This window comes from Calidifontimicrobium sp. SYSU G02091, assembly GCF_022631395.1.
GTDB lineage: Bacteria > Pseudomonadota > Gammaproteobacteria > Burkholderiales > Burkholderiaceae_C > Calidifontimicrobium > Calidifontimicrobium sediminis.
This window is the reverse complement of the sequence record NZ_JALBGB010000002.1, coordinates 195,052-221,435: the sequence shown is the minus strand read 5'-3', so window position 1 is coordinate 221,435 and position 26,384 is coordinate 195,052. Positions and strand designations below refer to the sequence as shown.

The 26,384-nt window shown below is 71.3% G+C and carries 31 protein-coding genes; 26 read left to right on the top strand and 5 right to left on the bottom strand.

Translation table 11 applies throughout. The annotated features are described in order from the left end of the window. Positions 1 to 22: 22 nt before the first annotated feature. The 8 genes from MOJ79_RS02505 (at position 23) to MOJ79_RS02470 (ending at position 7,221) form a co-directional block, all read left to right on the top strand. Positions 23 to 601, top strand: a complete 579-nt coding sequence (locus MOJ79_RS02505; RefSeq protein WP_119290542.1) for a YqgE/AlgH family protein — start codon at positions 23 to 25, stop codon at positions 599 to 601. Between the two features lie 132 nt (positions 602 to 733). After that, entirely contained in the window at positions 734 to 1,147 is a 414-nt protein-coding gene (gene ruvX, locus MOJ79_RS02500; RefSeq protein ID WP_241922728.1) for a Holliday junction resolvase RuvX, read from the top strand. After that, on the top strand, positions 1,144 to 1,647 hold the full coding sequence (gene pyrR / locus MOJ79_RS02495) for a bifunctional pyr operon transcriptional regulator/uracil phosphoribosyltransferase PyrR (RefSeq protein ID WP_119290538.1): 504 nt from the start codon (positions 1,144 to 1,146) through the stop codon (positions 1,645 to 1,647). The genes ruvX and pyrR overlap by 4 nt, the downstream gene beginning before the upstream one ends. A gap of 11 nt (positions 1,648 to 1,658) precedes the next feature. Beyond that, positions 1,659 to 2,621, top strand: a complete 963-nt coding sequence (locus MOJ79_RS02490) for an aspartate carbamoyltransferase catalytic subunit (RefSeq protein ID WP_241922727.1) — start codon at positions 1,659 to 1,661, stop codon at positions 2,619 to 2,621. Further along, on the top strand, positions 2,618 to 3,946 hold the full coding sequence (locus MOJ79_RS02485) for a dihydroorotase (RefSeq protein ID WP_241922726.1): 1,329 nt from the start codon (positions 2,618 to 2,620) through the stop codon (positions 3,944 to 3,946). The genes MOJ79_RS02490 and MOJ79_RS02485 overlap by 4 nt, the downstream gene beginning before the upstream one ends. 34 nt (positions 3,947 to 3,980) lie before the next feature. Beyond that, a complete protein-coding gene (locus MOJ79_RS02480) occupies positions 3,981 to 4,772 on the top strand; it encodes a lysophospholipid acyltransferase family protein (protein WP_442863089.1) in 792 nt (263 codons plus the stop codon). Then, positions 4,769 to 6,337 carry a thymidine phosphorylase family protein gene (locus tag MOJ79_RS02475; protein WP_119290529.1) on the top strand — a complete coding sequence of 523 codons (1,569 nt, stop codon included), beginning with the start codon at positions 4,769 to 4,771 and terminating at the stop codon, positions 6,335 to 6,337. Before MOJ79_RS02480 ends, MOJ79_RS02475 begins: the two co-directional genes overlap by 4 nt. After that, positions 6,334 to 7,221 (top strand): ribose-phosphate diphosphokinase, encoded by an 888-nt coding sequence (locus tag MOJ79_RS02470; protein ID WP_241922725.1) that lies wholly within the window; start codon positions 6,334 to 6,336, stop codon positions 7,219 to 7,221. The genes MOJ79_RS02475 and MOJ79_RS02470 overlap by 4 nt, the downstream gene beginning before the upstream one ends. 20 nt (positions 7,222 to 7,241) lie before the next feature. Here the strand turns inward: MOJ79_RS02470 and gpmA are convergent, their stop codons facing one another. Then, a complete protein-coding gene (gpmA, locus tag MOJ79_RS02465) occupies positions 7,242 to 7,985 on the bottom strand; it encodes a 2,3-diphosphoglycerate-dependent phosphoglycerate mutase (RefSeq protein ID WP_241922724.1) in 744 nt (247 codons plus the stop codon). A 74-nt stretch (positions 7,986 to 8,059) separates the two neighbouring features. On the opposite strand from gpmA, the gene MOJ79_RS02460 reads away from it, so the two are divergent. From MOJ79_RS02460 to MOJ79_RS02445, 4 genes are all read left to right on the top strand, one after another. Continuing rightward, positions 8,060 to 8,467 (top strand): rhodanese-like domain-containing protein, encoded by a 408-nt coding sequence (locus MOJ79_RS02460; RefSeq protein ID WP_119352809.1) that lies wholly within the window; start codon positions 8,060 to 8,062, stop codon positions 8,465 to 8,467. 98 nt (positions 8,468 to 8,565) lie between these two features. After that, on the top strand, positions 8,566 to 8,826 hold the full coding sequence (gene grxC / locus MOJ79_RS02455; RefSeq protein WP_119290660.1) for a glutaredoxin 3: 261 nt from the start codon (positions 8,566 to 8,568) through the stop codon (positions 8,824 to 8,826). A gap of 84 nt (positions 8,827 to 8,910) precedes the next feature. Beyond that, positions 8,911 to 9,378, top strand: coding sequence for a protein-export chaperone SecB (gene secB / locus MOJ79_RS02450; protein WP_241922723.1), 468 nt, complete (start codon positions 8,911 to 8,913; stop codon positions 9,376 to 9,378). 53 nt (positions 9,379 to 9,431) lie between these two features. Continuing rightward, positions 9,432 to 10,442: an NAD(P)H-dependent glycerol-3-phosphate dehydrogenase gene (locus tag MOJ79_RS02445; protein ID WP_241922722.1), complete on the top strand. Its 1,011-nt coding sequence runs from the start codon at positions 9,432 to 9,434 to the stop codon at positions 10,440 to 10,442. 5 nt (positions 10,443 to 10,447) lie between these two features. Here MOJ79_RS02445 and MOJ79_RS02440 read toward each other — a convergent pair whose 3' ends face one another. Beyond that, the gene (locus MOJ79_RS02440) at positions 10,448 to 10,918 is read right to left on the bottom strand and encodes a tRNA (cytidine(34)-2'-O)-methyltransferase (RefSeq protein WP_241922721.1); all 471 of its coding nucleotides are present in this window, start codon (positions 10,916 to 10,918) and stop codon (positions 10,448 to 10,450) included. 15 nt (positions 10,919 to 10,933) lie between these two features. After that, on the bottom strand, positions 10,934 to 11,647 hold the full coding sequence (locus MOJ79_RS02435) for a ComF family protein (protein WP_241922720.1): 714 nt from the start codon (positions 11,645 to 11,647) through the stop codon (positions 10,934 to 10,936). Positions 11,648 to 11,703: 56 nt separating this feature from the next. Between MOJ79_RS02435 and MOJ79_RS02430 the strand changes: the two genes are divergently transcribed. From MOJ79_RS02430 to MOJ79_RS02395, 8 genes are all read left to right on the top strand, one after another. Next, positions 11,704 to 12,612, top strand: coding sequence for a methyltransferase domain-containing protein (locus MOJ79_RS02430; RefSeq protein ID WP_241922719.1), 909 nt, complete (start codon positions 11,704 to 11,706; stop codon positions 12,610 to 12,612). Between the two features lie 117 nt (positions 12,613 to 12,729). Then, complete coding sequence (locus MOJ79_RS02425; protein WP_241922718.1) at positions 12,730 to 13,299, top strand: DUF2244 domain-containing protein; 570 nt, start codon at positions 12,730 to 12,732, stop codon at positions 13,297 to 13,299. 2 nt (positions 13,300 to 13,301) lie between these two features. Beyond that, complete coding sequence (coxB, locus tag MOJ79_RS02420) at positions 13,302 to 14,474, top strand: cytochrome c oxidase subunit II (protein ID WP_119290674.1); 1,173 nt, start codon at positions 13,302 to 13,304, stop codon at positions 14,472 to 14,474. Between the two features lie 25 nt (positions 14,475 to 14,499). Next, positions 14,500 to 16,119, top strand: coding sequence for a cytochrome c oxidase subunit I (gene ctaD, locus MOJ79_RS02415; protein ID WP_119352768.1), 1,620 nt, complete (start codon positions 14,500 to 14,502; stop codon positions 16,117 to 16,119). A gap of 25 nt (positions 16,120 to 16,144) precedes the next feature. Next, positions 16,145 to 16,261 carry a cytochrome oxidase small assembly protein gene (locus tag MOJ79_RS02410; protein WP_241922717.1) on the top strand — a complete coding sequence of 39 codons (117 nt, stop codon included), beginning with the start codon at positions 16,145 to 16,147 and terminating at the stop codon, positions 16,259 to 16,261. 19 nt (positions 16,262 to 16,280) lie between these two features. Continuing rightward, positions 16,281 to 16,886, top strand: a complete 606-nt coding sequence (locus tag MOJ79_RS02405) for a cytochrome c oxidase assembly protein (protein WP_119290679.1) — start codon at positions 16,281 to 16,283, stop codon at positions 16,884 to 16,886. Then, the gene (locus tag MOJ79_RS02400) at positions 16,883 to 17,125 is read left to right on the top strand and encodes a DUF2970 domain-containing protein (protein WP_241922716.1); all 243 of its coding nucleotides are present in this window, start codon (positions 16,883 to 16,885) and stop codon (positions 17,123 to 17,125) included. Before MOJ79_RS02405 ends, MOJ79_RS02400 begins: the two co-directional genes overlap by 4 nt. A 41-nt stretch (positions 17,126 to 17,166) precedes the next feature. Further along, positions 17,167 to 18,051 carry a cytochrome c oxidase subunit 3 gene (locus tag MOJ79_RS02395; RefSeq protein ID WP_119290684.1) on the top strand — a complete coding sequence of 295 codons (885 nt, stop codon included), beginning with the start codon at positions 17,167 to 17,169 and terminating at the stop codon, positions 18,049 to 18,051. A gap of 69 nt (positions 18,052 to 18,120) precedes the next feature. Here the strand turns inward: MOJ79_RS02395 and MOJ79_RS02390 are convergent, their stop codons facing one another. Continuing rightward, positions 18,121 to 18,342, bottom strand: a complete 222-nt coding sequence (locus tag MOJ79_RS02390) for a twin transmembrane helix small protein (protein WP_119290686.1) — start codon at positions 18,340 to 18,342, stop codon at positions 18,121 to 18,123. An 18-nt stretch (positions 18,343 to 18,360) separates the two neighbouring features. Between MOJ79_RS02390 and MOJ79_RS02385 the strand changes: the two genes are divergently transcribed. The 5 genes from MOJ79_RS02385 to MOJ79_RS02365 all read left to right on the top strand — a co-directional run bounded on the left by MOJ79_RS02385 (position 18,361) and on the right by MOJ79_RS02365 (position 22,644). Continuing rightward, entirely contained in the window at positions 18,361 to 19,086 is a 726-nt protein-coding gene (locus tag MOJ79_RS02385) for an SURF1 family protein (protein ID WP_241922715.1), read from the top strand. After that, a complete protein-coding gene (locus tag MOJ79_RS02380) occupies positions 19,046 to 19,741 on the top strand; it encodes a hypothetical protein (protein WP_241922714.1) in 696 nt (231 codons plus the stop codon). Before MOJ79_RS02385 ends, MOJ79_RS02380 begins: the two co-directional genes overlap by 41 nt. A 156-nt stretch (positions 19,742 to 19,897) precedes the next feature. Further along, positions 19,898 to 21,049, top strand: a complete 1,152-nt coding sequence (locus MOJ79_RS02375) for a COX15/CtaA family protein (RefSeq protein WP_241922713.1) — start codon at positions 19,898 to 19,900, stop codon at positions 21,047 to 21,049. 24 nt (positions 21,050 to 21,073) lie between these two features. Then, positions 21,074 to 22,012, top strand: a complete 939-nt coding sequence (gene cyoE / locus MOJ79_RS02370) for a heme o synthase (protein WP_241922712.1) — start codon at positions 21,074 to 21,076, stop codon at positions 22,010 to 22,012. Further along, positions 22,000 to 22,644, top strand: a complete 645-nt coding sequence (locus MOJ79_RS02365; RefSeq protein WP_241922711.1) for an SCO family protein — start codon at positions 22,000 to 22,002, stop codon at positions 22,642 to 22,644. Before cyoE ends, MOJ79_RS02365 begins: the two co-directional genes overlap by 13 nt. A 54-nt stretch (positions 22,645 to 22,698) precedes the next feature. Here MOJ79_RS02365 and rpoH read toward each other — a convergent pair whose 3' ends face one another. Continuing rightward, on the bottom strand, positions 22,699 to 23,622 hold the full coding sequence (rpoH, locus tag MOJ79_RS02360; RefSeq protein ID WP_119290700.1) for an RNA polymerase sigma factor RpoH: 924 nt from the start codon (positions 23,620 to 23,622) through the stop codon (positions 22,699 to 22,701). Positions 23,623 to 23,933: 311 nt separating this feature from the next. Between rpoH and ppsA the strand changes: the two genes are divergently transcribed. Then, a complete protein-coding gene (gene ppsA / locus MOJ79_RS02355; protein WP_241922710.1) occupies positions 23,934 to 26,351 on the top strand; it encodes a phosphoenolpyruvate synthase in 2,418 nt (805 codons plus the stop codon). Positions 26,352 to 26,384 lie beyond the last annotated feature (33 nt).

Below are 26,384 nucleotides of genomic sequence, written 5' to 3'. Positions count from 1 at the left end.
GACGCGTGAATAGAATCCGCGCATGGGCGAGCGCCGCATCGACCTGACGAACCAGTTCCTGATCGCCATGCCCGGCATGGCCGACGACACGTTCGCCGGCGCCGTCGTCTACCTGTGCGAGCACACCGACAAGGGCGCGCTCGGGCTGGTGATCAACAAGCCGATCGACATCAAGCTGAAGAACCTGTTCGAGAAGGTCGACCTCACGCTCGATCGCGACGACCTCGCCGACGAGCCGGTCTACTTCGGAGGGCCGGTGCAGACCGAACGCGGCTTCGTGCTGCACGAGAAGCTCGGCACCGACGGCAGCCCGTACAACTCGACGCTCGAGATCCCCGGTGGGCTCGAGATGACGACGAGCCGCGACGTGCTCGAGGCGATGTCCGCCGGGGGCGGGCCGAAGCGCGTGCTCGTCACGCTGGGCTACAGCGGCTGGGGCGCCGGCCAGCTCGAAGACGAGATCGGCCGCAACGGCTGGCTGACGGTGCAGGCCGACCCGCAGATCATCTTCGACACGCCGGCCGAGCAGCGCTACGAGCGCGCGGTGCGCCTGCTGGGCATCGACCCGCGCATGCTGTCGCAAGACGCGGGACATGCATGAACTGACCCCCCCCGAAGCGCCTTCGGCGCCTCCCCCCCGAGGGGGGCGCCGCCGGTGGACCGGCAGAGCCGGACCCACGGCGGCCGCTGGAAGGGTCGCGGGCTGCGCCCGGCTCCCCGGTTCCTTGGCGCGATGACGGCACCGGGTGCATCGACGACCCGGCCTCTGAGCTTTCTCGCTTTCGATTTCGGGACCCGACGCGTGGGCGTCGCCGTGGGCAACTCGCTGCTCGGGCAGGCGCGGGCGTTGACGACGATCGCGGCCGAGGGCGACGCGCGCTTCGCCGCGATCGCGCGGCTGATCGACGAGTGGCGCCCCGACGCGCTCGTCGTCGGCGTGCCGTTCCACCCCGACGGCGCGGCGCACGACAATACGCGGCGCGCGCAGCGCTTCGCGCGCCAGCTGCACGGACGCTTCCGGCTGCCGGTGCACGAAGTCGACGAGCGCTACACGACGACCGAGGCGATCGCTGGCCGCGCGGCCGACGTCGACGCGGCGTCGGCCGCGCTGATCCTCGACCAGTACCTGCGGGAGCACCCACGATGACGACGCTGACCCTCGACGCCGAAGCGCTGTACCGCGAGCTCGTGCACGGCGTGCGCCGGCTGCTCAAGCCCGGCGGCGTGCTGGTGGGCGTGTGGTCGGGCGGCGCGTGGCTCGCCGAGCGGCTGCAGGCCGACCTCGGCTTGCCCGGCGCGCCCGGCGTGATCAGCAGCTCGCTGCACCGCGACGACTTCGGCCAGCGCGGCATGGCCGCCGGCACCGACGCGACGAAGCTGCCGTTTGCCGTCGACGGCGCGCACATCGTGCTCGTCGACGACGTGCTCTACACCGGGCGCACGATCCGCGCGGTGATCAACGAGCTGTTCGACTTCGGCCGGCCGGCCAGCGTGCAGCTCGCGGTGCTCGTCGACCGCGGCGGGCGCGAGCTGCCGATCGAGGCCGGCTATGCGGCGGCCAAGGTCGTGCTGCCGAAGTCCCAGAAACTCTCGCTCGCGCGCGACCCGGCGGGCCTGTTCACGTTCGCCGTCGAAGCCAACGCCTGAAGGCCCGCCCGATGCTGTCGCGCCGCAACCCCCAGCTCAACAAGCACGGCGAGCTGATCCACCTGCTGTCGATCGAGGGCCTGCCCAAGGCCGTCGTCACGCAGATCCTCGACACCGCGGGCACGTTCCTGAGCGTGCACGAGCGCGAGGTCAAGAAGGTGCCGCTGCTGCGCGGCAAGAGCGTGTTCAACCTGTTCTTCGAGAACTCGACGCGCACGCGCACGACGTTCGAGATCGCGGCGAGCCGGCTGTCGGCCGACGTGATCAACCTCGACATCGCGCGCAGCAGCACGGCCAAGGGCGAGAGCCTGCTCGACACGATTGCCAACCTCTCGGCGATGCACGCCGACCTGTTCGTCGTGCGCCACAGCGAGAGCGGTGCGCCGTACCTGATCGCCGAGCACTGCGCGCCGCACGTGCACGTCGTCAACGCCGGCGACGGGCGCCACGCGCACCCGACGCAGGGGCTGCTCGACATGTACACGATCCGCCACTACAAGCGCGACTTCACGAACCTCGCGGTGGCGATCGTCGGCGACATCGTGCACTCGCGCGTCGCGCGCAGCGACATCCACGCGCTGACGACGCTGGGTGTGCCCGAGATCCGCGCGGTGGGCCCGAAGACGCTGGTGCCCGGCGACCTGCGCGCGATGGGCGTGCGCGTGTGCCACGACATGGCCGAGGGCATCCGCGACGCCGACGTGATCATCATGCTGCGGCTGCAGAACGAGCGCATGAGCGGCGCGATGCTGCCCAGCGCCGGCGAGTTCTTCAAGCACTACGGCCTGACGCCCGACAAGCTCGCGCTCGCGAAGCCCGACTGCATCGTGATGCACCCGGGGCCGATCAACCGCGGCGTCGAGATCGACTCCGCGGTGGCCGACGGCAGCCACAGCGTGATCCTGCCGCAGGTCACGTTCGGCATCGCGGTGCGCATGGCGGTGATGTCGATCATCGCGGGGAACGAGGCATGAAGATCCTGATCCGCAACGGCCGCGTGATCGACCCGGCGACCGGGCGCGACGAGATCGCCGACGTCGCGATCGCCGCCGGCCGCATCACGGCGATCGGCAGCGTGCCGCACGACTTCGAGCCGCAGCGCGTGATCGACGCCACCGGCCTCGTCGTCGCGCCGGGGCTCGTCGACCTCGCGGCGCGGCTGCGCGAGCCGGGGCACGAGCACGAGGGCATGCTCGAGAGCGAGCTCAACGCCGCCGCCGCCGGCGGCGTCACGAGCCTCGTGTGCCCGCCCGACACCGACCCGCCGCTCGACGAGCCGGGGCTCGTCGACATGCTCAAGTTCCGCGCGCGCAAGCTCAGCCTGTGCCGCCTGTTCCCGCTCGGCGCGCTGACGCGCGGGCTTGCGGGCGAGGCGCTGACCGAGATGGCCGAACTGACCGAGTCGGGCTGCGTCGGTTTCTCGCAGGCCGACGTCGCGCTGCGCGACACGCAGGTGCTGCTGCGTGCGCTGCAGTACGCGGCCACGTTCGGCTACACGGTGTGGCTGCGCCCGCAGGACGCGTGGCTCGGCAAGGGCGTGGCCGCCAGCGGCGCGGTGGCGACGCGGCTGGGCCTGTCGGGCGTGCCGGTGGCCGCCGAGACGGTCGCGCTGCACACGATCTTCGAGCTCGTGCGCGCCACCGGCTGCCGCGTGCACCTGTGCCGGCTGTCGAGTGCGGCCGGCGTCGCGCTCGTGCGCGCGGCCAAGGCCGAGGGGCTGCCGGTGACGGCCGACGTCAGCATCAACTCGCTGCACCTGACCGACGTCGACATCGGCTTCTTCAACCCGGCGATGCGGCTGGTGCCGCCGCTGCGCCAGGGCGCCGACCGCGACGCGCTGCGCGCCGGGCTGGCCGACGGCACGCTCGACGCGCTCGTGTCGGACCACACGCCGGTCGAGGGCGACCTGAAGACGCTGCCGTTCGGCGAGGCCGAGCCGGGCGCGACCGGCCTCGAGCTGCTGCTCGGGCTGGCGCTGAAGTGGGGCGCCGACACCGGCCTGTCGCTGGCCGACACGCTTGCGCGCGTGACGAGCCGGCCGGTGGCGGTGCTCGGCGACGCGCTGGGCTCGCTGGCCTCGAGCGCCGGGCGCCTGGTCGAAGGCGGCGTCGCCGACGTGTGCGTGTTCGACCCCGACGCGACCTGGGCCGTGACGCCGCAGGCGCTCGCGAGCCAGGGCAAGCACACGCCGTTCGCGTTCGCGTCGACGGGGATGGCGCTGCCGGGCGTCGTCGTCGCGACGCTCGTGGCCGGCACGGTCGCGTTCGAGGCGCGCGAGCACGCGGCGCTGGCGCGATGACACGCGCGCGGCAGCGGCGCGTCCTGCGCGGCGCATGACGCTGGCGAGGCGGCTGCGCGCCGCGTGGCGCCTCGCGCGTGCCGTCGTGCACGGGCTGCACGGGCTGGCCGTCGTGCTGTGGCGCTTCCCGTGGCTCGACGCGGCGGGGCGCCACGCACGCATCGCGTGGTGGGCGGCGGGCATGCTGCGCGCGCTCGGGCTGCGGCTGGACGTGCAGGGCACGTTCCGCCCGGCGGCCAAGCTGATCGTCGCCAACCACGTCTCGTGGCTCGACATCATGGCGATCCACGCCGTGTGTCCGCAGGCGCGCTTCGTCTCGAAGGCCGACGTGCGCCACTGGCCGCTCGTCAACCGCCTCGTCGACGCGGCCGGCACGCTGTACCTCGAGCGCGAGAAGCGCCGCGACGCGCTGCGCGTCGTGCACCAGATGGCCGACGCGCTCGCCGCCGGACAGACCGTGGCCGTGTTCCCCGAGGGCACGACGAGCGACGGCCACGGCCTGCTGCCGTTTCACGCCAACCTGCTGCAGGCGGCGATCGCGACCGCGACGCCGGTGCAGCCGGTCGCGCTGCGCTACGCCGATGCGACGCACGCCGTCAGCCCGGCGGCCGAGTTCACCGGCGACACGACGCTGGCGCAAAGCCTGTGGCGGCTCGCGTGCGGCGAGCAGCTGACGGTGCACGTGCGCGTGCTGCCGGCCACCGGCAGCGCGCACGCCGACCGCCGGGCGCTGGCCGAACTTGTGCGACAGTCGATCGCCGAAGCCCTCGCGCCGCACCTGGCCGAGCCGACCCCGACCGCCACCGCCTGCGCCGAGCCCCGATGAGCACCGCCACCCTGCGCCTGCGCCGCGTCGGCATCGACACCTTCCGCGAGAACGTCGCCTACCTGCACCGCGACTGCCCGGTCGTGCGCGCCGCCGGTTTCCAGGCGCTGGCCAAGGTGCGGGTGCAGGCCAACGGCCGCTCGATCCTCGCGGTGCTCAATGTCGTCGACGACGCGCGCATCGTCGACGTGTGCGAACTGGGCCTGAGCGAAGAGGCGTTCGCGCGCATCGGCGTGGCCGACGGGCACGAGGCGTCGATCGCGCACGCCGAGCCGCCGCGCTCGATCGCCGCGCTGCACCGCAAGATCTCGGGCGAGCGGCTGGGCCGCGACGACCTGCACGCGATCATCGGCGACATCGCGCAGGCGAGGTACTCCAAGGTCGAGCTCGCCGCCTTCGTCGTCGCGACGAACCAGTTCGAGCTCGACCGCGACGAGGTGCTGCACCTGACCGAGGCGATGATCGCCGTCGGGCGGCGCCTCGACTGGCGCCACGAGGTCGGCGCCGGGCCGGTGGTCGACAAGCACTGCATCGGCGGCATCCCCGGCAACCGCACGTCGATGCTGGTGGTGCCGATCGTCGCCGCGCACGGCATGCTGTGCCCGAAGACCTCGTCGCGCGCGATCACGTCGCCGGCGGGCACCGCCGACACGATGGACGTGCTCGCCGAGGTCGCGCTGCCGTTCGAGCGGCTGGTGGCGATCGTGCGCGAGACGCGCGGCTGCCTCGCGTGGGGCGGCACCGCCGAGCTCAGCCCGGCCGACGACATCCTGATCTCGGTCGAGCGGCCGCTGGCGATCGACTCGCCGGGGCAGATGGTCGCGTCGATCCTGAGCAAGAAGATCGCTGCCGGCTCGACGCACCTCGTGCTCGACATCCCGGTGGGCCCCAGCGCCAAGGTGCGCTCGATGCCCGAGGCGCAGCGGCTGAAGAAGCTGTTCGAGTACGTCGCCGCGCACCTCGGGCTGCAGCTCGACGCCGTGATCACCGACGGCCGCCAGCCGATCGGACGCGGCGTCGGGCCCGTGCTCGAGGCGCGCGACGTGATGCTCGTGCTCGAGAACCACCCCGACGCGCCGTCGGACCTGCGGCAGAAGGCGCTGCGGCTGGCCGGGCGCGTGATCGAGTTCGACCCCGACGTGCGCGGCGGCGAGGGCTACCGCATCGCGCGCGACATCCTCGACTCGGGCCGCGCGCTCGAGCGCATGAACGCGATCATCGACGCGCAGGGCCGGCGCACGCCGACGCTGGTGCCGGCGCCGCTGACGCACGAGGTCACCGCCGAGCGCGACGGCGTCGTCACCGCGATCGACAACCTGCGCATCGCGCGCATCGCGCGGCTGGCTGGCGCGCCGCAGGTGCCCGACGCCGGCATCGCGCTGCTGAAGAAGCTCGGTGAGCGCGTCGCGGCCGGCGAGCCGCTGTACCGCGTGCACGCGCGCTACGAGGCCGACCTCGCGTTTGCGCGCGAACTCGCCGGCAGCGACGGCGGCTACCGTCTCGGCGACGCGAGCGAACTGCCGCGCGACTACGCCGGCTTCGGCGGGCACGGGGCGGCGTGGTGACGGCGCTGCTCGCGTTCGACGACGAAGCGGCGCTCGCGCGCGCGCTCGGCGCGGCGCTCGGCATCACGCCGCAGTTCGTCGCGCGCCACCGCTTCCCCGACGGCGAGACGCGGCTGACGCTGCCGGCCGTGCTGCCGCCGCAGGTCGTGCTGCTGCGCGGGCTGCAGCAGCCCAACGAGAAGCTCGTCGAGCTGCTGCTCGCCGCCGCCGGCGCGCGCGAGCTCGGCGCGCGCCACCTGACGCTGGTCGCGCCGTACCTGGCCTACATGCGGCAGGACATGGCGTTCCACCCGGGCGAGGTCGTCAGCCAGCGCCACGTCGGCGCGCTGCTGGCCGGCGCATTCGACACCGTCGTCACCGTCGATCCGCACCTGCACCGCGTCGCGTCGCTCGACGAGGTGCTGCCCGGGCGGTGCGGCATCGCGCTGTCGGCCGCGCCGCTGCTGGGCGAGTGGATCGCATCGCGCATCGAGCAGCCGGTGCTGATCGGCCCCGACGAGGAGGCTGCGCAGTGGGTGCAGGCGGCGGCGCGCGCGCACGGCTTCGCGGCCGGCGTCGGGCGCAAGCACCGGCGCGGCGACCGCGACGTCGCCATCGAGCTGCCGCCGCTCGCGCTGGATGGGCGTGCCGTCGTGCTGCTCGACGACGTCGCGAGCACCGGCCACACGCTGGCGGTGGCCGCGCGCGAGGCCTTGGCGCACGGTGCCGCCAGCGTCGACGTGGCCGTCACGCACGCGCTGTTCGTCGGCGATGCGGTCGCGTCGCTGCACGCAGCCGGCGTGCGCCACGTCTGGAGCACCGACTGCGTGCCGCACGCGAGCAACGTGGTGTCGGTCGCGCCGCTGCTGGCGGCTGCGCTGCGCGCTGCCGCCGACGGCCGGTGACCGGCGGCACAGGTGCCGTCTCAGGCCCGGCCCTGCGCGGCGACCGCGGCGGCGGCCTTCGCGGCCGCCTCGGGGTCGCCGAGGTAGTAGCTGCGGATCGGCTTGAGGTCGGCGTCGAGCTCGTAGACGAGCGGGATGCCGTTGGGGATGTTCAGCCCGACGATGTCGGTGTCGCTGATGCCGTCGAGGTATTTGACGAGCGCGCGCATGCTGTTGCCGTGCGCCGAGATCAGCACGCGCTGGCCGGCGCGGATCGCCGGCGCGAGGCGCTCGTTCCAGCACGGGATCACGCGCGCGACGGTGTCCTTCAGGCACTCGGTCAGCGGGATCTGCTCCGGCGCGAGCTTGGCATAGCGCGGGTCGTGGCGCTGGCCGCGCGGGTCGTCGGGGGCGAGCGGCGGCGGCGGCACGTCGTAGCTGCGGCGCCACACGAGCACCTGTTCGTCACCGTACTGGCGCGCCGTCTCGGCCTTGTTCAGCCCCTGCAGACCGCCGTAGTGGCGCTCGTTGAGGCGCCAGTCGTTGACCACCGGCAGCCACGTGCGGTCGAGTTCGTCGAGCGCATACCACAGCGTCCAGATCGCGCGCTTGAGCACCGAGGTGTAGGCGACGTCGAAGTCGTAGCCCGCCTCGCGCAGCAGCCGCCCCGACTCGCGCGCCTGCGCGACGCCGGTGTCGGTCAACGGCACGTCGGTCCAGCCGGTGAAGCGGTTGTCGCGGTTCCAGGTCGATTCGCCGTGGCGGATCATCACCAGCTTGTACATGGCGCGCGCGTCGGTGGGAAAGGGGCGCGAATTCTATAATTCGCAGCTTCGCCAAAGCCTTCGTCTCCTCCGTGCTGGACTTCCTGCTGCAGAACTGGATGCTCGTGCTCGTGGCCCTCGTCTCGGGCGGCATGCTGCTGTGGCCGGCACTCGGGCGCGGCGGGCCCGGCGCCGTGACGGTCAACGAGGCCGTGCAGCTGATCAACCGCGAGAAGGCGGTGCTGATCGACGTGTGCGAGCCGTCGGAGTACGCCGCCGGCCACGCGGTGGGCGCGCGCAGCGTGCCGCTGGGCACGCTCGAGACGAGCAAGGCGCTGCCGAGCAACAAGACGCTGCCGCTCGTCGTCGTGTGCCAGAGCGGCGCGCGCGCGTCGCGCGCGGTGGGCGTGCTGCGCAAGCTCGGCTACGAGAACGCGCGCGTGCTCGCCGGCGGCATGGGCGCGTGGCGAGAGGCCAACATGCCGATCGAGAAATCGTCCTGAGGCGCGCGGCGCGGCTTGGGCCGACACCGTGCCGGGTTTTGCCGCCGCCGTGACAATGCGGTGACAGCCGTCCGGGGAGGCGGCATCGCGAGTCCAAGATGAACCGAGTGAGGATGTACACGACGGCGGTGTGCCCGTACTGCGTGCGCGCCAAGCAGCTGCTGCGCCAGCGCGGTGTCGAGGACATCGAGGAGATCCGCGTCGACCTCGATCCCGCGCAGCGCGTCAAGATGATGGAGCTCACCGGCCGGCGCACCGTGCCGCAGATCTTCATCGGCGACACGCACGTCGGCGGCTGCGACGACCTGATCGCGCTCGACCAGCGCGGCGGCCTCGTGCCGATGCTCGGCGCGGGCTGAGCCCGCCCGGGCGCCGCGCGGCGCTCGGCGATAATCGGTGCGTCCGCCCGCGACTTCGCGGGCTTTGTTTCGTGAAAGCACGCCATGGCCGAGCAAGACGCACAACCGGTATTCAACATCCAGCGCATGTACCTGAAGGACTTGTCGCTGGAGCAGCCCAACTCGCCGCGCATCCTGCTCGAGCAGGCGCAGCCGCACGTCGACATCAACCTCGGCGTGTCGGCCGAGCCGATCGCCGACGGCATCTACGAGGTCTGCGTGACCGCGACGGTGACGACGCGCGTGCAGGACAAGACGCTGTTCCTCATCGAGGCCAAGCAGGCTGGCATCTTCGAGATCCGCAACCTGCCCGACGACCAGATGCAGGCCATCATCGGCATTGCGTGCCCGGGCATGATCTATCCGTACCTGCGCGCGATCGTCTCCGATATCTGCACGCGCGCTGGCTTCCCGCCGGTGATCCTGTCGGAAGTCAACTTCCAGGCGATGTTCGAGGCGCAGCGCCAGCAGCAGCTCGGCGGCAACGGCAGCGGCGTCATCGCCAGCGCCTGAGTGCCGCGGCGCGCGCGCCGTATTCGCCCGCCGTACCCGACGCTTCTCCCGCCATGCGCATCAGCGTGCTCGGCGCCGGCGCCTGGGGCACCGCGGTGGCGGTGCACGCGGCGTCGCAGCACGACGTGCTGCTGTGGGGTCGCGACGCGGCGCAGGTCGCGTCGATGCAGCGCGAGCGGCGCAACGAGCGTTACCTGCCCGGCGTCGCGCTGCCTGCGGCACTGGCGCTGGGCGCCGACCTCGACGCGGCGCTCGCGCACGCGCGCGACGGGCTGGCCGTGATCGCGACGCCGATGTCGGCGCTGGCGTCGATGCTCGCCGTCGTGCCTGCCAGCGCCGGCGTGCTGTGGCTGTGCAAGGGCTTCGAGGCTGGCAGCGGGCGGCTCGGTCACGAGATCGCGCAGGCGCTGCGCCCGGGTCTGCGCGGCGGCGTGCTGTCGGGGCCGAGCTTCGCCGAGGAGGTCGCGCGCGGGTGCCCGACCGCGCTCGTCGCGGCCAGCCACGACGCGACGCTCGGCGAGCAGGCCGTGGCCGCGTTCCACGGCGGCACGCTGCGCGTCTACACGTCGGACGACCCGGTCGGCGTCGAGGTCGGCGGCGCGGTCAAGAACGTGATGGCGATCGCCACCGGCGTGTGCGACGGCCTGCAGCTCGGCCAGAACGCGCGTGCGGCGCTGATCACGCGCGGGCTGGCCGAGATGACGCGCCTGGGCGTCGCGCTCGGCGCGCGCGCCGAGACTTTCATGGGCCTGTCGGGCCTCGGCGACCTCGTGCTGACGGCCACCGGCGACCTGTCGCGCAACCGGCGCGTCGGGTTGCGGCTGGCCGCTGGCGAATCGCTGCCCGACATCCTGGCCGCGCTGGGCCACGTCGCCGAAGGCGTCTACAGCGCGCGCACCGTGCTCGCGCGTGCACGCGCGCTCGGCGTCGCGATGCCGATCACCGAAGCGGTGGTCGCGCTGCTCGACGGCACGCTGACGCCAGCGCAGGCCGTCGAGCGCCTGATGTCGCGGCAGGCGCGCGCCGAGGGCGACGCGCGCAGCGAGCGCGTCGCCGACCGCTGACGCGGTCAGACGCTGCCTTCGTAGCCGCAGCGTCGCCACGCCTCGAACACCGCGACGGCGACGGCGTTGCTCAGGTTCAGGCTGCGCTGGCCGGCGCGCATCGGCAGCCGCAGCCTCTGCGCGGGCGCGAAGCGATCGAGCACGTCGGCCGGCAGTCCGCTGTCCTCGCGGCCGAACACGAGCCAGTCGCCGCGGCGCCAGTCGACGTCGTCGAAGCGCCGTTCGGCGCGCGTCGTGAACGCGAAGCAGCGCAGCGGCGGCGGTGCGCACTCGCTGCACAGCGCCGCCCACGATGCGTGGCGCCGCACGTCGGCCCACTCGTGGTAGTCGAGGCCGGCGCGCCGCAGCAGCCGGTCCTCCATTGCGAATCCCAGCGGCTCGACCAGGTGCAGCGTGCAGCCGGTGTTGGCCGCCAGGCGGATCACGTTGCCGGTGTTCGGCGGGATCTGCGGCTGCACGAGCACGAGGTGGAACATCGCGCGGCGCCCCGTTCAAGCGTCGTCGGGCCGAGGCGTGCGCGCCAGCGCCCACACCTGCACCTCGGCCGCGCCGGCGTCGTGCAGCGCGCGCGTGGCTTCGGCCACCGTGGCGCCGGTGGTCATCACGTCGTCGACGAGGGCGATGCGCCGGCCCCGCACGCGGTGCGCTTGCGCCGGCTCGACACCGAAGGCACCGCGCACCGCGGCCGCCCGTGCCTCGCGCGGCAGCTCGGCCACGTGCGGCGTCTCGATCCAGCGCTGCAGCACGTCAAACCGGGCCGGCAGCGCGAGCCGGTGCGCGACGCGCCGCGCGAGCTCCCACGCCTGGTTGTAGCCGCGCTCCGCGAGTCGCCGCGGTGCCAACGGCACCGGCAGCAGCAGGTCCACGCCGGCGGCGGCGTCGCGGCAGGCGGCCGCGAGCAGCTGCGCCAGTGCCGGCGCGCGATCGAGCCCGCCCGCGAACTTGAACGCGGCGATCGCGTCGGACCACGGGAAGGCGTAGTCGACGGCGGCGAGCGCGGCGGCGAACGGCGGTGGCGCGCGAAGGCAGTCGGCGCACGTCGAGACGCCCTGCGGCACCGCGATCGCGCAGCGCACGCAGCGCGGGCGCGCCGCGGCGAAGCGTGCGACGCAGTCGCCACAGCAGCGCGCGTCGCTCCACTGGCGGCAGACGATGCAGCGGCTTGGCCAGTGCAGGGTGGACAGGGGCGGCCGCAGCGCGTGCATCGGCTCAATATACTGACCGTCGAGGCGATGCGATGCGCCGTCTTGCCGATCCTGCCGTGCCTTCGCGTCCCGTCGACTCCACCGCCCTTGCGCGCATCGTGCGCCGGCTCGCGGCCGCGCCGGCGGCACCGTGGCTGCACACCGAAGTGGCGCGCCGCATGGGCGAGCGGCTGGCGCTGATCCTGCGCACGCCGGATTCGGTGTTGCAGTGGTGGGGCGGCGGTGGCGGCAGCGACGACGTGCTCGCTGCGGCTTACCCCGCAGCGCGGATGTGGAGCGTCGAGCCCGGTGCCGAGGCGGTGCGCCGGCGCGACGCCGCGCTGCGCAGGCCGTGGTGGTCGGCGCGGCGCTGGACCACGGCGACGCCCGTCGTGCTCGACGAGGCCGACACCGTGACGGCGCGCGTCGGGTTGCTGTGGTCGAACATGGCGCTGCACTGGATGGCCGATCCGCGCGCGACCTTCGCACGGTGGAAGCGCACGCTGGCCGACGACGGCTTCCTGATGTTTTCGACCTGCGGCCCCGACACGCTGGCCGAGCTGCGCGCGCTGTACCGCGAGCACGGCTGGCCGTCACCGGCGGCCGACTTCGTCGACATGCACGACCTCGGCGACATGCTCGTCGAGGCCGGCTTCGCGGATCCCGTGATGGACCAGGAGCAGATCGTGCTGACCTGGCCCGACGCCGAGTCGGCCCTCGCCGAATTGCGACTGCTCGGCGGCAACGCCGATCCCCGGCGCTGGCCCGCGCTGCGCACGCCGCGCTGGCGACGCGAGCTGTGCGACGCACTCGCTGCGCGCCGCGACGCGCAGGGGCGCATCCGGCTGCGCTTCGAGATCGTCTACGGCCATGCGTTCAATGCGCCGCCGAGGGCCAAAGTGGCGGCACGCACCGAGGTCGCGCTCGACGACTTCCGTGCAATGACACGACGTCCTTCGCCGTCAACCGGGAAAGACCGCATATGAGTGTGCGCTAGAATTCTTTGCGAGAGGTTGCGAGAGATCAAAGTGATCGGAGCCACGCGATGTCATCGCGCGGCGTTCGGCGGGTCAGCAGTTCCATCCCGAGCCCCACGTCGCGTCATGAGCATCGCCGTCGCTTCGAGTCCGTGGTCGACAGCGTCGACCGCCGCCGCTTGGTCGGTGCGCGAGGTGTCGGGAGGCCAAGGTGTGGAGTGGGTGCTGCGGCGCAACTGTTCGATGACGCCGCGGCAGGTGATGGGGGTTTACCTGTCGCTGTGCGCCGTTTCGTCGGTGATCGCGACGGTGTTCTGGTGGCACGGGGCATCGGCGGTTCTGTGGTTCGCCGGTCTCGAGCTGTCGGCGGTCGGCGTCGCGTGGCTGGTGTATGCCTGTCACGCCACCGACCGCGAGACGATCACGGTCGAGCGCGGCGTCGTGCGCGTCGAGCACCGGTGCGGCCGGCGCGTCGAACAGGTGCAGTTCGACCCGACCTGGCTGCGCGTCGAGCCGGCGGGGGGTCTGGTCGAACTGTCGGCGCCGGGCGGGCGGGTGCGCGTGGGGCGCTACCTGCGCACGCAGTGTCTGCCGGCGTTGGTGCAGGAACTGCGGCGCGCGGTGCAGTGGAGCAGTGGATGCGCGCCATGGGCGAGCAGCGGACGTGAATGGGTAACGGGAACGCAGAGCAAGTGACGATGACGACGACGATGCAACTCGCCAGCCGCCTGCGCGGTGCGGCGTTCGGGCTGACGGCGCTGGCGGCCGCGCCGGTGTGGGCTCAGGTCAACAACCTCGCGGGCGGTCCGGCCGTCAATCAGCTCAACCTGCCGGTGCCGGCGACGCGCATCGCCGCCGACATCGAGTGGCTGCACTGGATGATGCTGGTCATCTGCGCGGTGATCTTCGTCGTCGTTTTCGGCGTGATGTTCTATTCGATCATCAAGCACCGCAAGTCGGTCGGCCACAAGCCGGCGAACTTCCACGAGAGCGTCGCCGTGGAGATCGCGTGGACGGTGGTGCCGTTCCTGATCGTCATCGCGATGGGCGCGATGGCCACCAAGACGGTCGTCGCGCAGAAGGACACGAGCAACGCCGACCTGACGATCAAAGTCACCGGCTACCAGTGGAAGTGGGGCTACGACTACCTCAAGGGCGAGGGCGAGGGCATCGGCTTCCTGTCGACGCTCGACGCGTCGCACCGCGAGGCGTCCGACAGCGGCAAGCCGCCGGCGATGGACGACTACCTGCTCAAGGTCGACAACCCGCTCGTCGTGCCGGTGGACAAGAAGATCCGCATCGTCACCACCGCCAACGACGTGATCCATGCCTGGATGGTGCCGGCCTTCGGCGTCAAGCAGGACGCGATCCCCGGCTTCGTGCGCGACAACTGGTTCCGTGCGACGAAGACCGGCGACTTCTACGGCCAGTGCGCCGAGCTGTGCGGCAAGGAGCACGCGTTCATGCCGATCCACGTCAAGGTGGTCACGCAGCAGGAATACTCGCAGTGGGTCGCGGCGAAGAAGGCCGAGATGCAGGCGGCCGCCGACGACCCGAACAAGACGTGGGAACTGGCCGACCTGATCGCGCGTGGCGAGAAGGTCTACGCGGCCAACTGCGCGGCCTGCCACCGCGCCGACGGCAAGGGGGCCGGCCCGATCAAGCCTCTCGACGGCAGTGCGATCGTCACCGGCGATCCGGCCGCGCAGATCGCGATCCTGCTCAACGGTGCCGCCAACGGTGCGATGCCGGCGTGGCGCCAGCTGTCGGACACCGAGATCGCCGCCGTCATCACCTACACCAAGAACGCGTGGAGCAACAAGACGGGCAAGCTGGTCCAGCCTGCCGAGATCGTTGCCGCCCGCAAGTAAGTCCGTTCGTCGCAGAGGGAACCCCATGAGCGCTGTCCTCGACCACCCCGCCGGTCACGCCCACGACCACGCCCACGATCACCCCCACGGCTGGCGCCGCTGGGTGTTCGCGACGAACCACAAGGACATCGGCACGCTGTACCTGCTGTTCAGCTTCACGATGCTGATGATCGGCGGCGTGCTCGCGCTGGGCATCCGCGCCGAGCTGTTCCAGCCGGGCCTGCAGTACGTCAACCCCGAGCTGTTCAACCAGCTCACGACGATGCACGGCCTGATCATGGTGTTCGGCGCGATCATGCCGGCCTTCGTCGGCTTCGCGAACTGGATGATCCCGCTGCAGATCGGCGCGTCGGACATGGCGTTCGCGCGCATGAACAACTTCAGCTTCTGGCTGATGATCCCGGCGGCGATCATGCTGGTGGCGTCGTTCTTCATGCCCGGCGGCGCGCCGGCCGCGGGCTGGACGCTGTACGCACCGCTGACGCTGCAGATGGGCCCGTCGATGGACGCCGGCATCTTCGCGATGCACATCCTCGGCGCCAGCTCGATCATGGGCTCGATCAACATCATCGTCACGATCCTGAACATGCGCGCGCCGGGTATGACGCTGATGAAGATGCCGCTGTTCGCGTGGACGTGGCTGATCACCGCCTACCTGCTGATCGCCGTGATGCCCGTGCTCGCCGGCGCGATCACGATGACGCTGACCGACCGCCACTTCGGCACGTCGTTCTTCAACCCCGCCGGCGGCGGTGACCCGGTGATGTACCAGCACATCTTCTGGTTCTTCGGGCACCCCGAGGTCTACATCATGATCCTGCCGGCGTTCGGCATCGTCAGCGCCATCGTGCCGGCCTTCGCGCGCAAGAAGCTGTTCGGCTACACGTCGATGGTCTACGCGACGGCGTCGATCGCGATCCTGTCGTTCATCGTCTGGGCGCACCACATGTACACCACCGGCATGCCGGTGACGGGCCAGCTGTTCTTCATGTACGCGACGATGCTGATCGCGGTGCCCACCGGCGTGAAGATCTTCAACTGGGTCGCCACGATGTGGAAGGGCTCGATGACCTTCGAGACCCCGATGCTGTGGGCCGTGGGCTTCATCTTCGTGTTCACGATGGGCGGCTTCACCGGCCTGATCCTGTCGATGGCGCCGATCGACCAGCAGCTGCACGACACCTACTACGTCGTCGCGCACTTCCACTACGTGCTGGTCGCCGGCTCGCTGTTCGCGATGTTCGCCGGCGTCTACTACTGGGGTCCGAAGTGGACCGGCGTGATGTACAACGAGACGCGCGGCAAGATCCACTTCTGGGGTTCGATGATCTTCTTCAACCTCACGTTCTTCCCGATGCACTTCCTCGGCCTGGCCGGCATGCCGCGCCGCTACGCCGACTACCCGATGCAGTTCGCCGACTTCAACGCGATCGCCTCCGTCGGTGCGTTCGGCTTCGGGCTGATGCAGGTCTACTTCTTCTTCGCCGTCGTGCTGCCGATGATGCGCGGCCAGGGCGAGAAGGCGCCGCAGAAGCCCTGGGAAGGTGCCGAGGGCCTCGAGTGGGAAGTGCCGTCGCCGGCGCCGTTCCACACCTTCGAGACGCCGCCCAAGCTCGATGCGACGGCGACGAAGGTGATCGGCTGATCGATTCGGTGCGAGGTTCGCAGCGATGGCTTTGACCCCCGAGCAGCGCAAGGCCAACCTGCGGCTGGCCCTGATCCTGGCCACCGTCGCGCTGGTCTTCGCGCTGGGCTTCGTCGCACGCTTCGTCCTCTTCGGCCGCTGAACGGGAAGGCTGCGTCGACATGGACCCTCGCCCCGCGTCGCGCACGCTGCGCAGCGACAACCTGCGCATGGTGGGCAAGCTCACCGTCGTCGCGGTGATGATGTTCGGCTTCGGCTACGCGCTGGTGCCGATGTACCGCGCGATCTGCGAGGCGCTGGGTATCAACGTGCTGTCGGTGTCGGAGCGCGTCACCAGCGGCCTCGGGCGGCCGGGGACGGCGGTCAACACGCAGGTCGACACGAGCCGCACGATCACGGTCGAATTCGACGCCAACGCGCGCGGGCCTTGGGACTTCAAGCCCGCGGTGCGCTCGATCACGGTGCACCCGGGCGAGCTCGCCACCGTGATGTACGAGTTCCGCAACGTGCAGAACCGCACGATGGCCGCTCAGGCGATTCCGAGCTATGCGCCACGCCAGGCGACGGCGCACTTCAACAAGCTCGAGTGCTTCTGCTTCAACGAGTACACGCTCGCGCCCGGCGAGACGAAGCAGTGGCCGGTCGTGTTCGTGATCGACCCCAAGCTGCCGAAGGACGTGACGACGATCACGCTGAGCTACACGTTCTTCGAGGTGGCCGGCAAGGGCTTGCAGGCGCAGTCCCGCGCGCAGGAGCCGCGGTCGTGAACAAGCCGAGTGGCGACCTGTCCGACGCGCTCGCGCGCAAGGGATCGTTCGCGCAGACGCTGCGCGCGGTCGCGTGGTCGTTCTTCGGCGTGCGGCGCTCGCGCGAGTACGAGCAGGACGTGCAGAAGCTCAACCCGGTGCACGTCATCGTCGCCGGCGTGCTGGCGGCGGCGGCGTTCGTGCTGGGGCTGGTGTTGTTGATCCGATGGGTGGTGGGCAGCGGCGTCGCCGCGGGCTGACACCGCCGTCAACGTTCTTGGTTCGAGGAGAGAGAAAGCAAATGGCGGCAGCGACGCACGGCGGTCAGACCCCGTACTACTACGTGCCCGGGCCCTCGCGGCACCCGGTGATGACGGCCATCGGCCTGTTCTTCGTGATCCTGGGCGCCGGGCAGTGGGTCAACGGCCACGGCTGGGGCGCCTACGCGCTGCTGTTCGGTCTGCTGTGGTGGGCCGTCGTGATGTGGCAGTGGTTCGGCGACGCGATCCGCGAGAGCGAGGGGGGTCTGTACAGCCAGCGCATCGACGTCTCGTACCGCTGGAGCATGAGCTGGTTCATCTTCAGCGAGGTGATGTTCTTCGCCGCGTTCTTCGGTGCGCTGTACTGGGCGCGGGTGCACTCGGTGCCGATGCTCGGCAACCTCGACCACCAGATCCTGTGGCCCGACTTCAAGGCCGTCTGGCCCAGCGCGTCGCCGGGCGCCACGGCGTCGCCGGCGGGCACCGTCGAACCGTTCCAGACCATCGGCCCATGGCCGCTGCCGACGATCAACACCGCGCTGCTGCTGACCTCGGGGGTGACGCTGACGATCGCCCACCACGCGCTGATCGCCAACCAGCGCGCGAAGACGATCTTCTGGATGTGGATCACCGTCGCGCTGGGCGCGACCTTCCTCGGCGTGCAGGCCTACGAGTACATGCACGCCTACCGTGACCTGAACCTCAAGCTCAGCTCGGGCGTGTTCGGCTCGACCTTCTTCATGCTGACCGGCTTCCACGGCTTCCACGTGTTCGTCGGGATGCTGATGCTGATCTTCATCACGCTGCGTCTGATGAAGGGCCACTTCACGCCGCAGCGCCACTTCGGCTTCGAGGGCGCCGCGTGGTACTGGCACTTCGTCGACGTGGTGTGGCTCGGCCTGTACGTCGTCGTCTACTGGATGTGACGACGCGCGCCGCCTCGGCGACCCGCGCAAACGCCGCCCCGTGGCGGCGTTTGTGCTTTGTGCGCCGGCTCAGCGCCCGGCGGGGATGCCGGTGGGCTGGATCCAGCCCATCCAATAGCTGAACAGGATGAACGCGAACAGCGCCACCGACAGCCCGACGCGCACCGCGAGTGCGCGCGCCATGTGCGCCGTCGCCGGTGCGCCGGGGTCGCGCTTGCGCAGCATGAACACGCCGGCACTGCCGAGGGCGGCGACGATGCCCGCCAGCGCGAGCACGATGATGAGCTTCATGGCGTCCGATTGTCCGCCATGCCGCGGCTGAGCGAGCGCCAGCGCGGCTGGCTCGTGCTCGCCGCCGCCGTCGTCGCGGCTGCCGTCACGGCGCGGCTGGGCGTGTGGCAGCTCGACCGCGCGCAGCAGAAGATCGCACTGCAGCACCAGATCGACGCGCGCAGCGCACTTGCGCCACTGCCCGCCGACGCACTCGCGCGCAGCGCCGACGAGGCGGCCGCGCAGCACCACCGCCGCATCCGCCTCGTCGGCCAATGGCGTGACGCGCACAGCGTGTGGCTCGACAACCGTCAGATGGAGGGGCGCCCGGGCTTCTACCTCGTGACGCCGCTGCAGCTCGCCGACGGCACGGCCGTGCTCGTGCAGCGGGGCTGGGCGCCGCGGGACCCGCACGACCGCACCCGCCTGCCGGCGGTCGCGAGCCCGGCAGGTGACGTCGTCGTCGAGGGCCGCATCGCCCCGCCGCCCGCTCGGTTGTACGACTTCGGCGGCGTCGAGAGCGGTCGCATCCGGCAGAATCTCGACCTCGACGCGTTCGCCCGCGAAACGGGTCTGACGCTGCGGCCCCTGTCGGTGCTGCAGCTCGACGCCGGGGTCGACGATGGCCTGCAGCGCCGCTGGCCGCAGGTGGCCGTCGACGTGCACAAGCACTACGGCTACGCCTTCCAGTGGTTCGCCTTGTGCGCGCTCATCACGGGTCTGTATGTCTGGTTCCGAATCGTCCAACCCCGCCGCCGGCGCTGAGCCGCTGCGCTTCACGGTGCACTCGCTGCCGCGCGCCGAGCTCGCCGACGAGGCGCGGCGGGTGCGCGCCGGGCGCTGGAAGCTGCTGGGGCTCGTGCTGTTCGCGGCGCTGCCCGTCATCGCGTCGTACTTCACGTACTACGTGATCCGCCCCGAGGGCCGCACGAACTACGCCGAACTGATCGTGCCGCCGCGACCGCTGCCCGCGCTCACCCTCACCGACCTCGACGGCCACCGCGTCGACGCCGCATCGCTCAAGGGCCAGTGGCTGCTCGTCGTCGTCGGCCCGGCCGCGTGCGGCGAGGGCTGCGAGCAGCGGCTGTTCCTGCAGCGCCAGCTGCGCGAGATGACGGGGCGCGAACGCGACCGCATCGACAAACTCTGGCTCGTCACCGACGACGCGCCGGTCGCTGCGGCGCTGCGCGAGGCGCTGGCGGCGCCGCCGGCCACGCAGGTGCTGCGCGTGCCGGCCGCCGAGCTCGCCGCCTGGCTCGCGGCGGCGCCTGGCGAGTCACTCGATGCGCACCTGTACATCGTCGACCCGATGGGCCAGTGGATGATGCGCGCGCCGGTGCGCCCCGACCCCGCACGGCTCAAGCGCGACCTCGAGCGGCTGCTGCGCGCGTCGTCGTCGTGGGACCGCCCAGGCCGCTGACCGCTGACATGGCTGCTGCCCGTCGCGCCCACGGCGCATCTCCCCTCTCCAGCGATACCGCCGGTATCCCGGCGAGGCGCGATCCGTCACGAACGCCGGTCGTTCGCGGCGACGTCGGCGCTCGCCCGATGCGGCGCGACGGTGCGTGCTGACCCCATGGACACGCAGCCGCTCATCGACATCGCCCCGATCGCGCGCCTGGCGCTGCTGGGCATCGTGCTGGCCACCGGCCCGCTCGCGTGGGTCTGGCTGCGCCACCGCGACGCGGCGCCGGCACGGCGGCTGCATGCGCTGACGCTGCTGACCGCGTTCCTGACCTTCGACCTCATCGTGTTCGGCGCCTTCACGCGGCTGACCGACTCGGGCCTCGGCTGCCCGGACTGGCCCGGCTGCTACGGCCACGCGAGCCCGATCGGCGCGCGTGCCGACATCCACGCCGCGCAGACGGCAATGCCCACCGGCCCCGTCACGCACGGCAAGGCGTGGATCGAGATGGTGCACCGCTACCTGGCCACCGGCGTCGGTGTGCTGATCACGGTGATGGCGATCGTCGCGTGGGTCGAGCGCCGGCGCGGCACGCCGGGGCTGCCGTCGCCGTGGTGGGCCACCGCGACGCTGGTGTGGGTCTGCGTGCAAGGTGCGTTCGGCGCGCTGACCGTCACGCTCAAGCTGTATCCAGCGATCGTCACCGCGCACCTGCTCGGCGGGCTCGCGCTGCTGGTGCTGCTGCTGGTCCAGGCGCAACGCTTCGCCCCGCGCGCGCTGACGCTGCCGGGGCGCACGCACGCGGCGCTGTGGACGCTGGCTGCCCTGGTGCTCGTGCAGATCGCGCTCGGCGGCTGGGTCAGCACCAACTACGCCGTGCTCGCGTGCCCCGACTTCCCGACCTGCCACGGCCGCTGGTGGCCCGAGATGGACTTCGCCAATGCCTTCGTGCTGCGGCGTGAGCTCGGCGTAGCCGCCGACGGCAGCTACCTGCCGTTCGCGGCGCTGACGGCGATCCACTACACGCACCGCCTGGCTGCCTACGTCGTGCTCGCCGCGATGGGCCTCGTCGCCGCGCTGCTGTGGCGCCACGAGCGGCGCGGCGCGGTGGCACTGCTCGCGCTGGCGGCGTGGCAGTTCGCCAGCGGCCTGTCCAACGTCGTGCTCGGCTGGCCGCTCGCGGCCGCACTCGCGCACACCGCGGGTGCGGCGCTGCTGGTCGCGCTGCTCGCGGTGCTGCTGACGCGCGCGGCGCTCGCGCGCGCCGGCGGTCCGGCGCTGTCCGCGACGCCGTCTGTGCGGCTGGCGTCGCGCGCCGGTTGACGACGACCGACAATCGTGCCTGCGATGAGCGCCTCGTCCGACCACGCCCCCCTGGCCGCTGCGCCGGCCGCCGCCTCGCCGCGTCCGGCGGCGTCGCGGCTGCGCCAGTACTACGTGCTGACCAAGCCGCGCGTCGTCCAGCTGATCGTGTTCTGCGCCCTGATCGGTATGCTGCTGGCCACGCCCGGCATGCCCGACTGGCGCGTCGTGCTCGCCGCGGTGGCCGGCATCTGGCTGGTGGCCGCGGCGGCCGCAGCGTTCAACTGCCTGATCGAGGAGCACATCGACGCGCGCATGGCGCGCACCGCGTGGCGGCCCACTGCGAAGGGCGAGCTCACGCGCGTGCAGACGCTGAGCTTCTCGGCGCTGCTGTGCGCGGCCGGCAGCGCGCTGCTGTACTGGGCCGTCAACCCGCTGACGATGTGGCTGACGCTGGCCACCTTCGTCGGCTACGCGGTCGTCTACACGGTCGTGCTCAAGCCGCTGACGCCGCAGAACATCGTCATCGGCGGCGCCTCCGGCGCGATGCCGCCACTGCTCGGGTGGACCGCGGTGCGCGGCGAGGTCGGCGCCGAGGCGCTGCTGCTGGTGATGATCATCTTCCTGTGGACGCCGCCGCACTTCTGGGCGCTGGCGCTGTACCGCACCGAGGACTACCGCCGCGCCGGGCTGCCGATGCTGCCGGTCACCCACGGCGCCGAGTTCACGCGGCTGCAGATCCTGCTGTACACGCTGATCCTGTTCGCCGCGACGCTGCTGCCGTTCGTGCACGGCATGAGCGGCTGGATCTACCTCGCCGCGGCCGTCGTGCTCGGCGGCTGGTTCGTCGTGCTGGCGTGGCGCCTGTGGCGCGACTACAGCGACGCGCTCGCGCGCCGCACGTTCCGCTTCTCGATCTGGCACCTGTCGCTGCTGTTCGCGGCGCTGCTGGTTGACCACTACGTGATGCCATGGCTGGTCTGATTTCGCGCCGCGCGCTCGGCGCCGCTGCCGCACTGACGGCGTTGTTCGCGCTCGCCGGTTGCGACCGTGTGCCGGGGCTCGCCGGCGTCGCCGGCAGCGGCGGCAAGTCGTCGTTCAAGGCGATCGACATCACCGGCGCGGACTACGGGCGCGAACTGTCGCTGACCGACACCGAGGGCCGCCGCCGCACGCTGGCCGACTTCCGCGGCAAGATCGTCGTGCTGTTCTTCGGCTTCACGCACTGCCCCGACGTGTGCCCGACGACGATGGTCGAGCTCGCCGAAGCCAAGCGCCAGCTCGGCACCGACGGCGAGCGCGTCCAGGGCATCTTCGTGACGATCGACCCCGACCGCGACACGCCCGAGCTTCTGAAGGCCTACGTGTCGAACTTCGACCCGAGCTTCGTCGCGCTGCGCGGAGACGCCGACGAGACGAAGAAGGCAGCGCGCGAGTTCAAGGTCTTCTACACCAAGGTGCCCGGCAAGACGCCCGACAGCTACACGATGGACCACACGGCCGGCTCGTACGTGATCGACGCGCAGGGCCGGCTGCGGCTGTTCACGCGCTACGGCAGCGGCGCGCAGGCGCTCGTCGACGACCTGAAGCTGCTGCTGGCCGAGACCAAGGGCTGACCGCCCAACGAAAAGGCGCCCCGCAGGGCGCCTCGGTGGCGGTTGGGCCGGCGCTCAGACCGCTTCGGCCAGCGCCTTGCGCATCTTCTTCATCGCCGCCGCCTCGATCTGGCGGATGCGCTCGGCACTGACGCCGTACTCGGCGGCCAGCTCGTGCAGCGTCATGCCGCCCGAGCCGTCGTCGTTGACCTGCAGCCAGCGCTGCTCGACGATGCGGCGGCTGCGCGGATCGAGCACTTCGAGCGCGTGCTGCAGCCCCTCGCCGGCCAGGCGGTCGCGGTGGCGCGCCTCGAGCAGGCGCGTCGGCTCGTGCGCCTCGTCGGCCAGGTACGCGATCGGCGCGTAGGTATCTTCGCTGTCGTCGGCCGGCGCCTCGAGCGCGACGTCGCCGCCGGCCAGCCGCGTCTCCATCTCGAGCACGTCTTCGCGCTTGACGTTGAGCTCGCGCGCGACGGTGTCGATCTCGGCGGCGGTCAGCGTGCTGCGGTGCGTGTCGGCGTCGGTGGCCTCGCCCTTGAGCGACTGCTTCAGCGAGCGCAGGTTGAAGAACAGCTTGCGCTGCGCCTTCGTCGTCGCGACTTTGACCATGCGCCAGTTGCGCAGGATGTACTCGTGGATCTCGGCGCGGATCCAGTGCAGCGCATAGCTGACCAGGCGCACGCCCTGCGACGGGTCGAAGCGCTTGACGGCCTTCATCAGGCCGATGTTGCCTTCCTGGATCAGGTCGCCCTGCGGCAGCCCGTAGCCGAGGTACTGGCGCGATACCGAGACGACGAGCCGCAGGTGCGACAGCACCAGCCGGCCGGCGGCTTCGAGGTCGCCGTGCTCGCGCAGGCGACGCGCGCAGTCGGCTTCCTCCTGCGCCGTCAGCAGCGGGATGCGGTTGACGGCACTGATGTAGGCGTCGAGGTTGCCGAGCGACGGCACGACGGCCCACGGATCACGGACGGTCAAGGCATGGGTGGCAGTAGCATTCATGTTTTATTTGAGCGCCCTGCGGGGTTTTTGGTTCCGAAGATGTTAGCACTCCGGGCCCGAGAGTGCTAACCGACGGTGCGCAGCGCCGCACCCCGAACTGTCGGCAGTACGTGAGCGCATACTGTCGATCAATGTATACGCTTATCAGCGCTCCCAGCCGGCCGCCGGCGCGGCAACGACGTCCCTCTGACCGCGGCCGCCGGCAGACGTTCGGCGGTATCGCGCTGGCTCTTGACCGATCTCAATTCACGCGCGCCGTGGCCGGCCGACGATGGCGGTCGCTGCCCCCTCACGAGTCCGGAGACGCGCCGATGACGACGAACTACATCCGCTGGTTCCGCGACCTGTCGCTGGCCGACCTGCCGCTGGTGGGTGGCAAGAACGCCTCGCTCGGCGAGATGTTCCGCGAGCTCGCGCCGCTGGGCGTGCGCATCCCCGACGGCTTCGCCGTCACCGCGCAGGCGTACCGCGACGCGCTCGACGCCGCCGGCGCCTGGGGCGAGCTGCACGCACTGCTCGACCGTCTCGACAAGCGCGACACCGAGGCGCTGGCGCGCGCAGGCGCGCGGGCGCGCGAGATCGTCTACGCGGCGCCGATGCCCCGTGCCGTCGAGCAGCAGCTGCGCGAGGCCTGGCGCACGCTGAAGGCGCAGGTCGGGCCCGACCTGAGCGTGGCGGTGCGCAGCTCCGCCACCGCCGAGGACCTGCCGACCGCGAGCTTCGCCGGCCAGCACGACACGTACCTCAACGTCCGCGGCGAGGAGATGCTCATCGACGCCGTCAAGCGCTGCCAGGCGTCGCTGTTCACCGACCGCGCGATCAGCTACCGCATCGACCAGGGCTTCGACCACTTCAAGGTCTTCCTGTCGGTCGCGGTGATGCAGATGGTCAGGAGCGACCTCGCGTCGAGCGGCGTCATCTTCACGATCGACACCGAGAGCGGCCACCCCGACTTCGTCTTCGTCACCGCCGCCTGGGGCCTGGGCGAGAACGTCGTGCAAGGCGCCGTCGACCCCGACGAGTTCTACGTCCACAAGCCGACCTACCGCCTCGGCCACCGCGCCGTCGTGCGGCGCACGCTCGGCGACAAGCAGGTGCACATGGTCTACGCGCACGGACGCACGCGCGAGCCGGTCGTCAACCTGCCGACGCCGAAGTCGCTGCGCGCGCGCTACTGCCTGAGCGACGACGACGTGCTCGAACTCGCCGGCGCCGCGATCGCGATCGAGGACCACTACGGCCGGCCGATGGACATCGAGTGGGCCAAGGACGGCCCCGACGGCAAGCTCTACATCGTGCAGGCGCGGCCCGAGACGGCGGCGTCACAGAAGCGCGCCCAGGTGCTCGAGGAATACGTGCTCGACGGCACCGGCCCGGTGCGTGTGCAGGGCCGTGCGGTGGGCGCCAAGATCGCGAGCGGCGCGGTGCGGCGCATCACGTCGGCGGCGCGGCTCAACACGTTCCGCCCCGGCGAGGTGCTGGTGGCCGACACGACGACGCCCGACTGGGAGCCGGTGATGAAGACGGCCGCGGCGATCGTCACTAACCGCGGCGGGCGCACCTGCCACGCGGCGATCGTCGCGCGCGAACTCGGCATCCCCGCCGTCGTCGGCGCCGAGCACGCGACCGAGGCGCTGGCCGACGGCGAGACCGTGACCGTCTCGTGCGCCGAAGGAGCGGTGGGCCGCGTCTACGCCGGCGCGGTGCCGTTCCACAGGGAGACGAGCGATCTCGCGGGTCTGCAGAAGCCCGCCACCGAGATCATGGTCAACCTCGGCAACCCGGAGCTCGCGTTCCAGGTCAGCCTGATGCCGTGCGACGGCGTCGGGCTCGCGCGGATGGAATTCATCATCAACGAATACATCAAGGTGCACCCGATGGCGGTGCTGCACCCGCAGCGCATCCGCGACGACGCGGTGCGCGCGCAGGTCGAGGCGCTGTGGGCGCAGTACGCCGACGGCGCGGCGTACTTCGTCGAGAAGCTGAGCGAGGGCATCGGCACGATCGCCGCTGCGTTCTGGCCGCGGCCGGTGATCGTGCGGCTGTCGGACTTCAAGAGCAACGAGTACGCGGCGCTGCTCGGCGGGCGCGACTTCGAGCCGCACGAGGAGAACCCGATGATCGGGTTCCGCGGCGCGTCGCGCTACATCCACCCGGCGTACGAGGAGGGCTTCGCACTCGAGTGCATCGCGCTGCACCGCGTGCGCGACGTGATGGGGCTCACCAACCTGAAGGTGATGGTGCCGTTCTGCCGCCGCCTCGACGAGGCGCGGCGCGTGCTCGACGTGATGGCCAAGCACGGCCTGAAGCGCGGCGAGAACGGCCTCGAGGTCTACGTGATGTGCGAGATCCCGAACAACGTGCTGCTGATCGACGAGTTCAGCGCGCTGTTCGACGGCTTCTCGATCGGCAGCAACGACCTGACGCAGCTCACGCTCGGCGTCGACCGCGACAGCGCGATCGTCGCCGAGAGCTTCGACGAGCGCGACCCCGGGATGCTGAAGATGCTCAAGCTCGCCGTCGAGGGTGCCAAGCGCAACGGCCGCCACAGCGGCATCTGCGGCCAGGCGCCGTCGGACCACCTCGAGATCGCGCAGTATCTGGTCGAGCTCGGCATCGACAGCATCAGCCTGACGCCCGACCGCGTGCTCAAGACGATGCAGGCCGTGCGGCAGATCGAGCAGGCGCTGGGTCGCGCACCGCGCCGCGCGGACGCGCCGCCCGCGTGATCGGCTACAAAGCAGCCTGCGGCGCACACCGCG

Bases quoted from the DNA above. Each gene is read 5' to 3' on its own strand.
- MOJ79_RS02395 (WP_119290684.1), top strand. From the start codon at position 17,167: ATGGCGGCAGCGACGCACGGCGGTCAGACCCCGTACTACTACGTGCCC.
- MOJ79_RS02385 (WP_241922715.1), top strand. From the start codon at position 18,361: ATGCCGCGGCTGAGCGAGCGCCAGCGCGGCTGGCTCGTGCTCGCCGCC.
- ctaD (WP_119352768.1), top strand. From the start codon at position 14,500: ATGAGCGCTGTCCTCGACCACCCCGCCGGTCACGCCCACGACCACGCC.
- MOJ79_RS02505 (WP_119290542.1), top strand. From the start codon at position 23: ATGGGCGAGCGCCGCATCGACCTGACGAACCAGTTCCTGATCGCCATG.
- MOJ79_RS02375 (WP_241922713.1), top strand. From the start codon at position 19,898: ATGGACACGCAGCCGCTCATCGACATCGCCCCGATCGCGCGCCTGGCG.
- MOJ79_RS02445 (WP_241922722.1), top strand. From the start codon at position 9,432: ATGCGCATCAGCGTGCTCGGCGCCGGCGCCTGGGGCACCGCGGTGGCG.
- MOJ79_RS02410 (WP_241922717.1), top strand. From the start codon at position 16,145: ATGGCTTTGACCCCCGAGCAGCGCAAGGCCAACCTGCGGCTGGCCCTG.
- rpoH (WP_119290700.1), bottom strand. From the start codon at position 23,622: ATGAATGCTACTGCCACCCATGCCTTGACCGTCCGTGATCCGTGGGCC.
- MOJ79_RS02365 (WP_241922711.1), top strand. From the start codon at position 22,000: ATGGCTGGTCTGATTTCGCGCCGCGCGCTCGGCGCCGCTGCCGCACTG.
- MOJ79_RS02435 (WP_241922720.1), bottom strand. From the start codon at position 11,647: ATGCACGCGCTGCGGCCGCCCCTGTCCACCCTGCACTGGCCAAGCCGC.
- ppsA (WP_241922710.1), top strand. From the start codon at position 23,934: ATGACGACGAACTACATCCGCTGGTTCCGCGACCTGTCGCTGGCCGAC.
- MOJ79_RS02485 (WP_241922726.1), top strand. From the start codon at position 2,618: ATGAAGATCCTGATCCGCAACGGCCGCGTGATCGACCCGGCGACCGGG.
- ruvX (WP_241922728.1), top strand. From the start codon at position 734: ATGACGGCACCGGGTGCATCGACGACCCGGCCTCTGAGCTTTCTCGCT.
- MOJ79_RS02440 (WP_241922721.1), bottom strand. From the start codon at position 10,918: ATGTTCCACCTCGTGCTCGTGCAGCCGCAGATCCCGCCGAACACCGGC.
- MOJ79_RS02405 (WP_119290679.1), top strand. From the start codon at position 16,281: ATGGACCCTCGCCCCGCGTCGCGCACGCTGCGCAGCGACAACCTGCGC.
- grxC (WP_119290660.1), top strand. From the start codon at position 8,566: ATGAACCGAGTGAGGATGTACACGACGGCGGTGTGCCCGTACTGCGTG.
- MOJ79_RS02390 (WP_119290686.1), bottom strand. From the start codon at position 18,342: ATGAAGCTCATCATCGTGCTCGCGCTGGCGGGCATCGTCGCCGCCCTC.
- secB (WP_241922723.1), top strand. From the start codon at position 8,911: ATGGCCGAGCAAGACGCACAACCGGTATTCAACATCCAGCGCATGTAC.
- MOJ79_RS02475 (WP_119290529.1), top strand. From the start codon at position 4,769: ATGAGCACCGCCACCCTGCGCCTGCGCCGCGTCGGCATCGACACCTTC.
- gpmA (WP_241922724.1), bottom strand. From the start codon at position 7,985: ATGTACAAGCTGGTGATGATCCGCCACGGCGAATCGACCTGGAACCGC.
- MOJ79_RS02490 (WP_241922727.1), top strand. From the start codon at position 1,659: ATGCTGTCGCGCCGCAACCCCCAGCTCAACAAGCACGGCGAGCTGATC.
- coxB (WP_119290674.1), top strand. From the start codon at position 13,302: ATGACGACGACGATGCAACTCGCCAGCCGCCTGCGCGGTGCGGCGTTC.
- MOJ79_RS02380 (WP_241922714.1), top strand. From the start codon at position 19,046: ATGTCTGGTTCCGAATCGTCCAACCCCGCCGCCGGCGCTGAGCCGCTG.
- pyrR (WP_119290538.1), top strand. From the start codon at position 1,144: ATGACGACGCTGACCCTCGACGCCGAAGCGCTGTACCGCGAGCTCGTG.
- cyoE (WP_241922712.1), top strand. From the start codon at position 21,074: ATGAGCGCCTCGTCCGACCACGCCCCCCTGGCCGCTGCGCCGGCCGCC.
- MOJ79_RS02480 (WP_442863089.1), top strand. From the start codon at position 3,981: ATGACGCTGGCGAGGCGGCTGCGCGCCGCGTGGCGCCTCGCGCGTGCC.
- MOJ79_RS02425 (WP_241922718.1), top strand. From the start codon at position 12,730: ATGAGCATCGCCGTCGCTTCGAGTCCGTGGTCGACAGCGTCGACCGCC.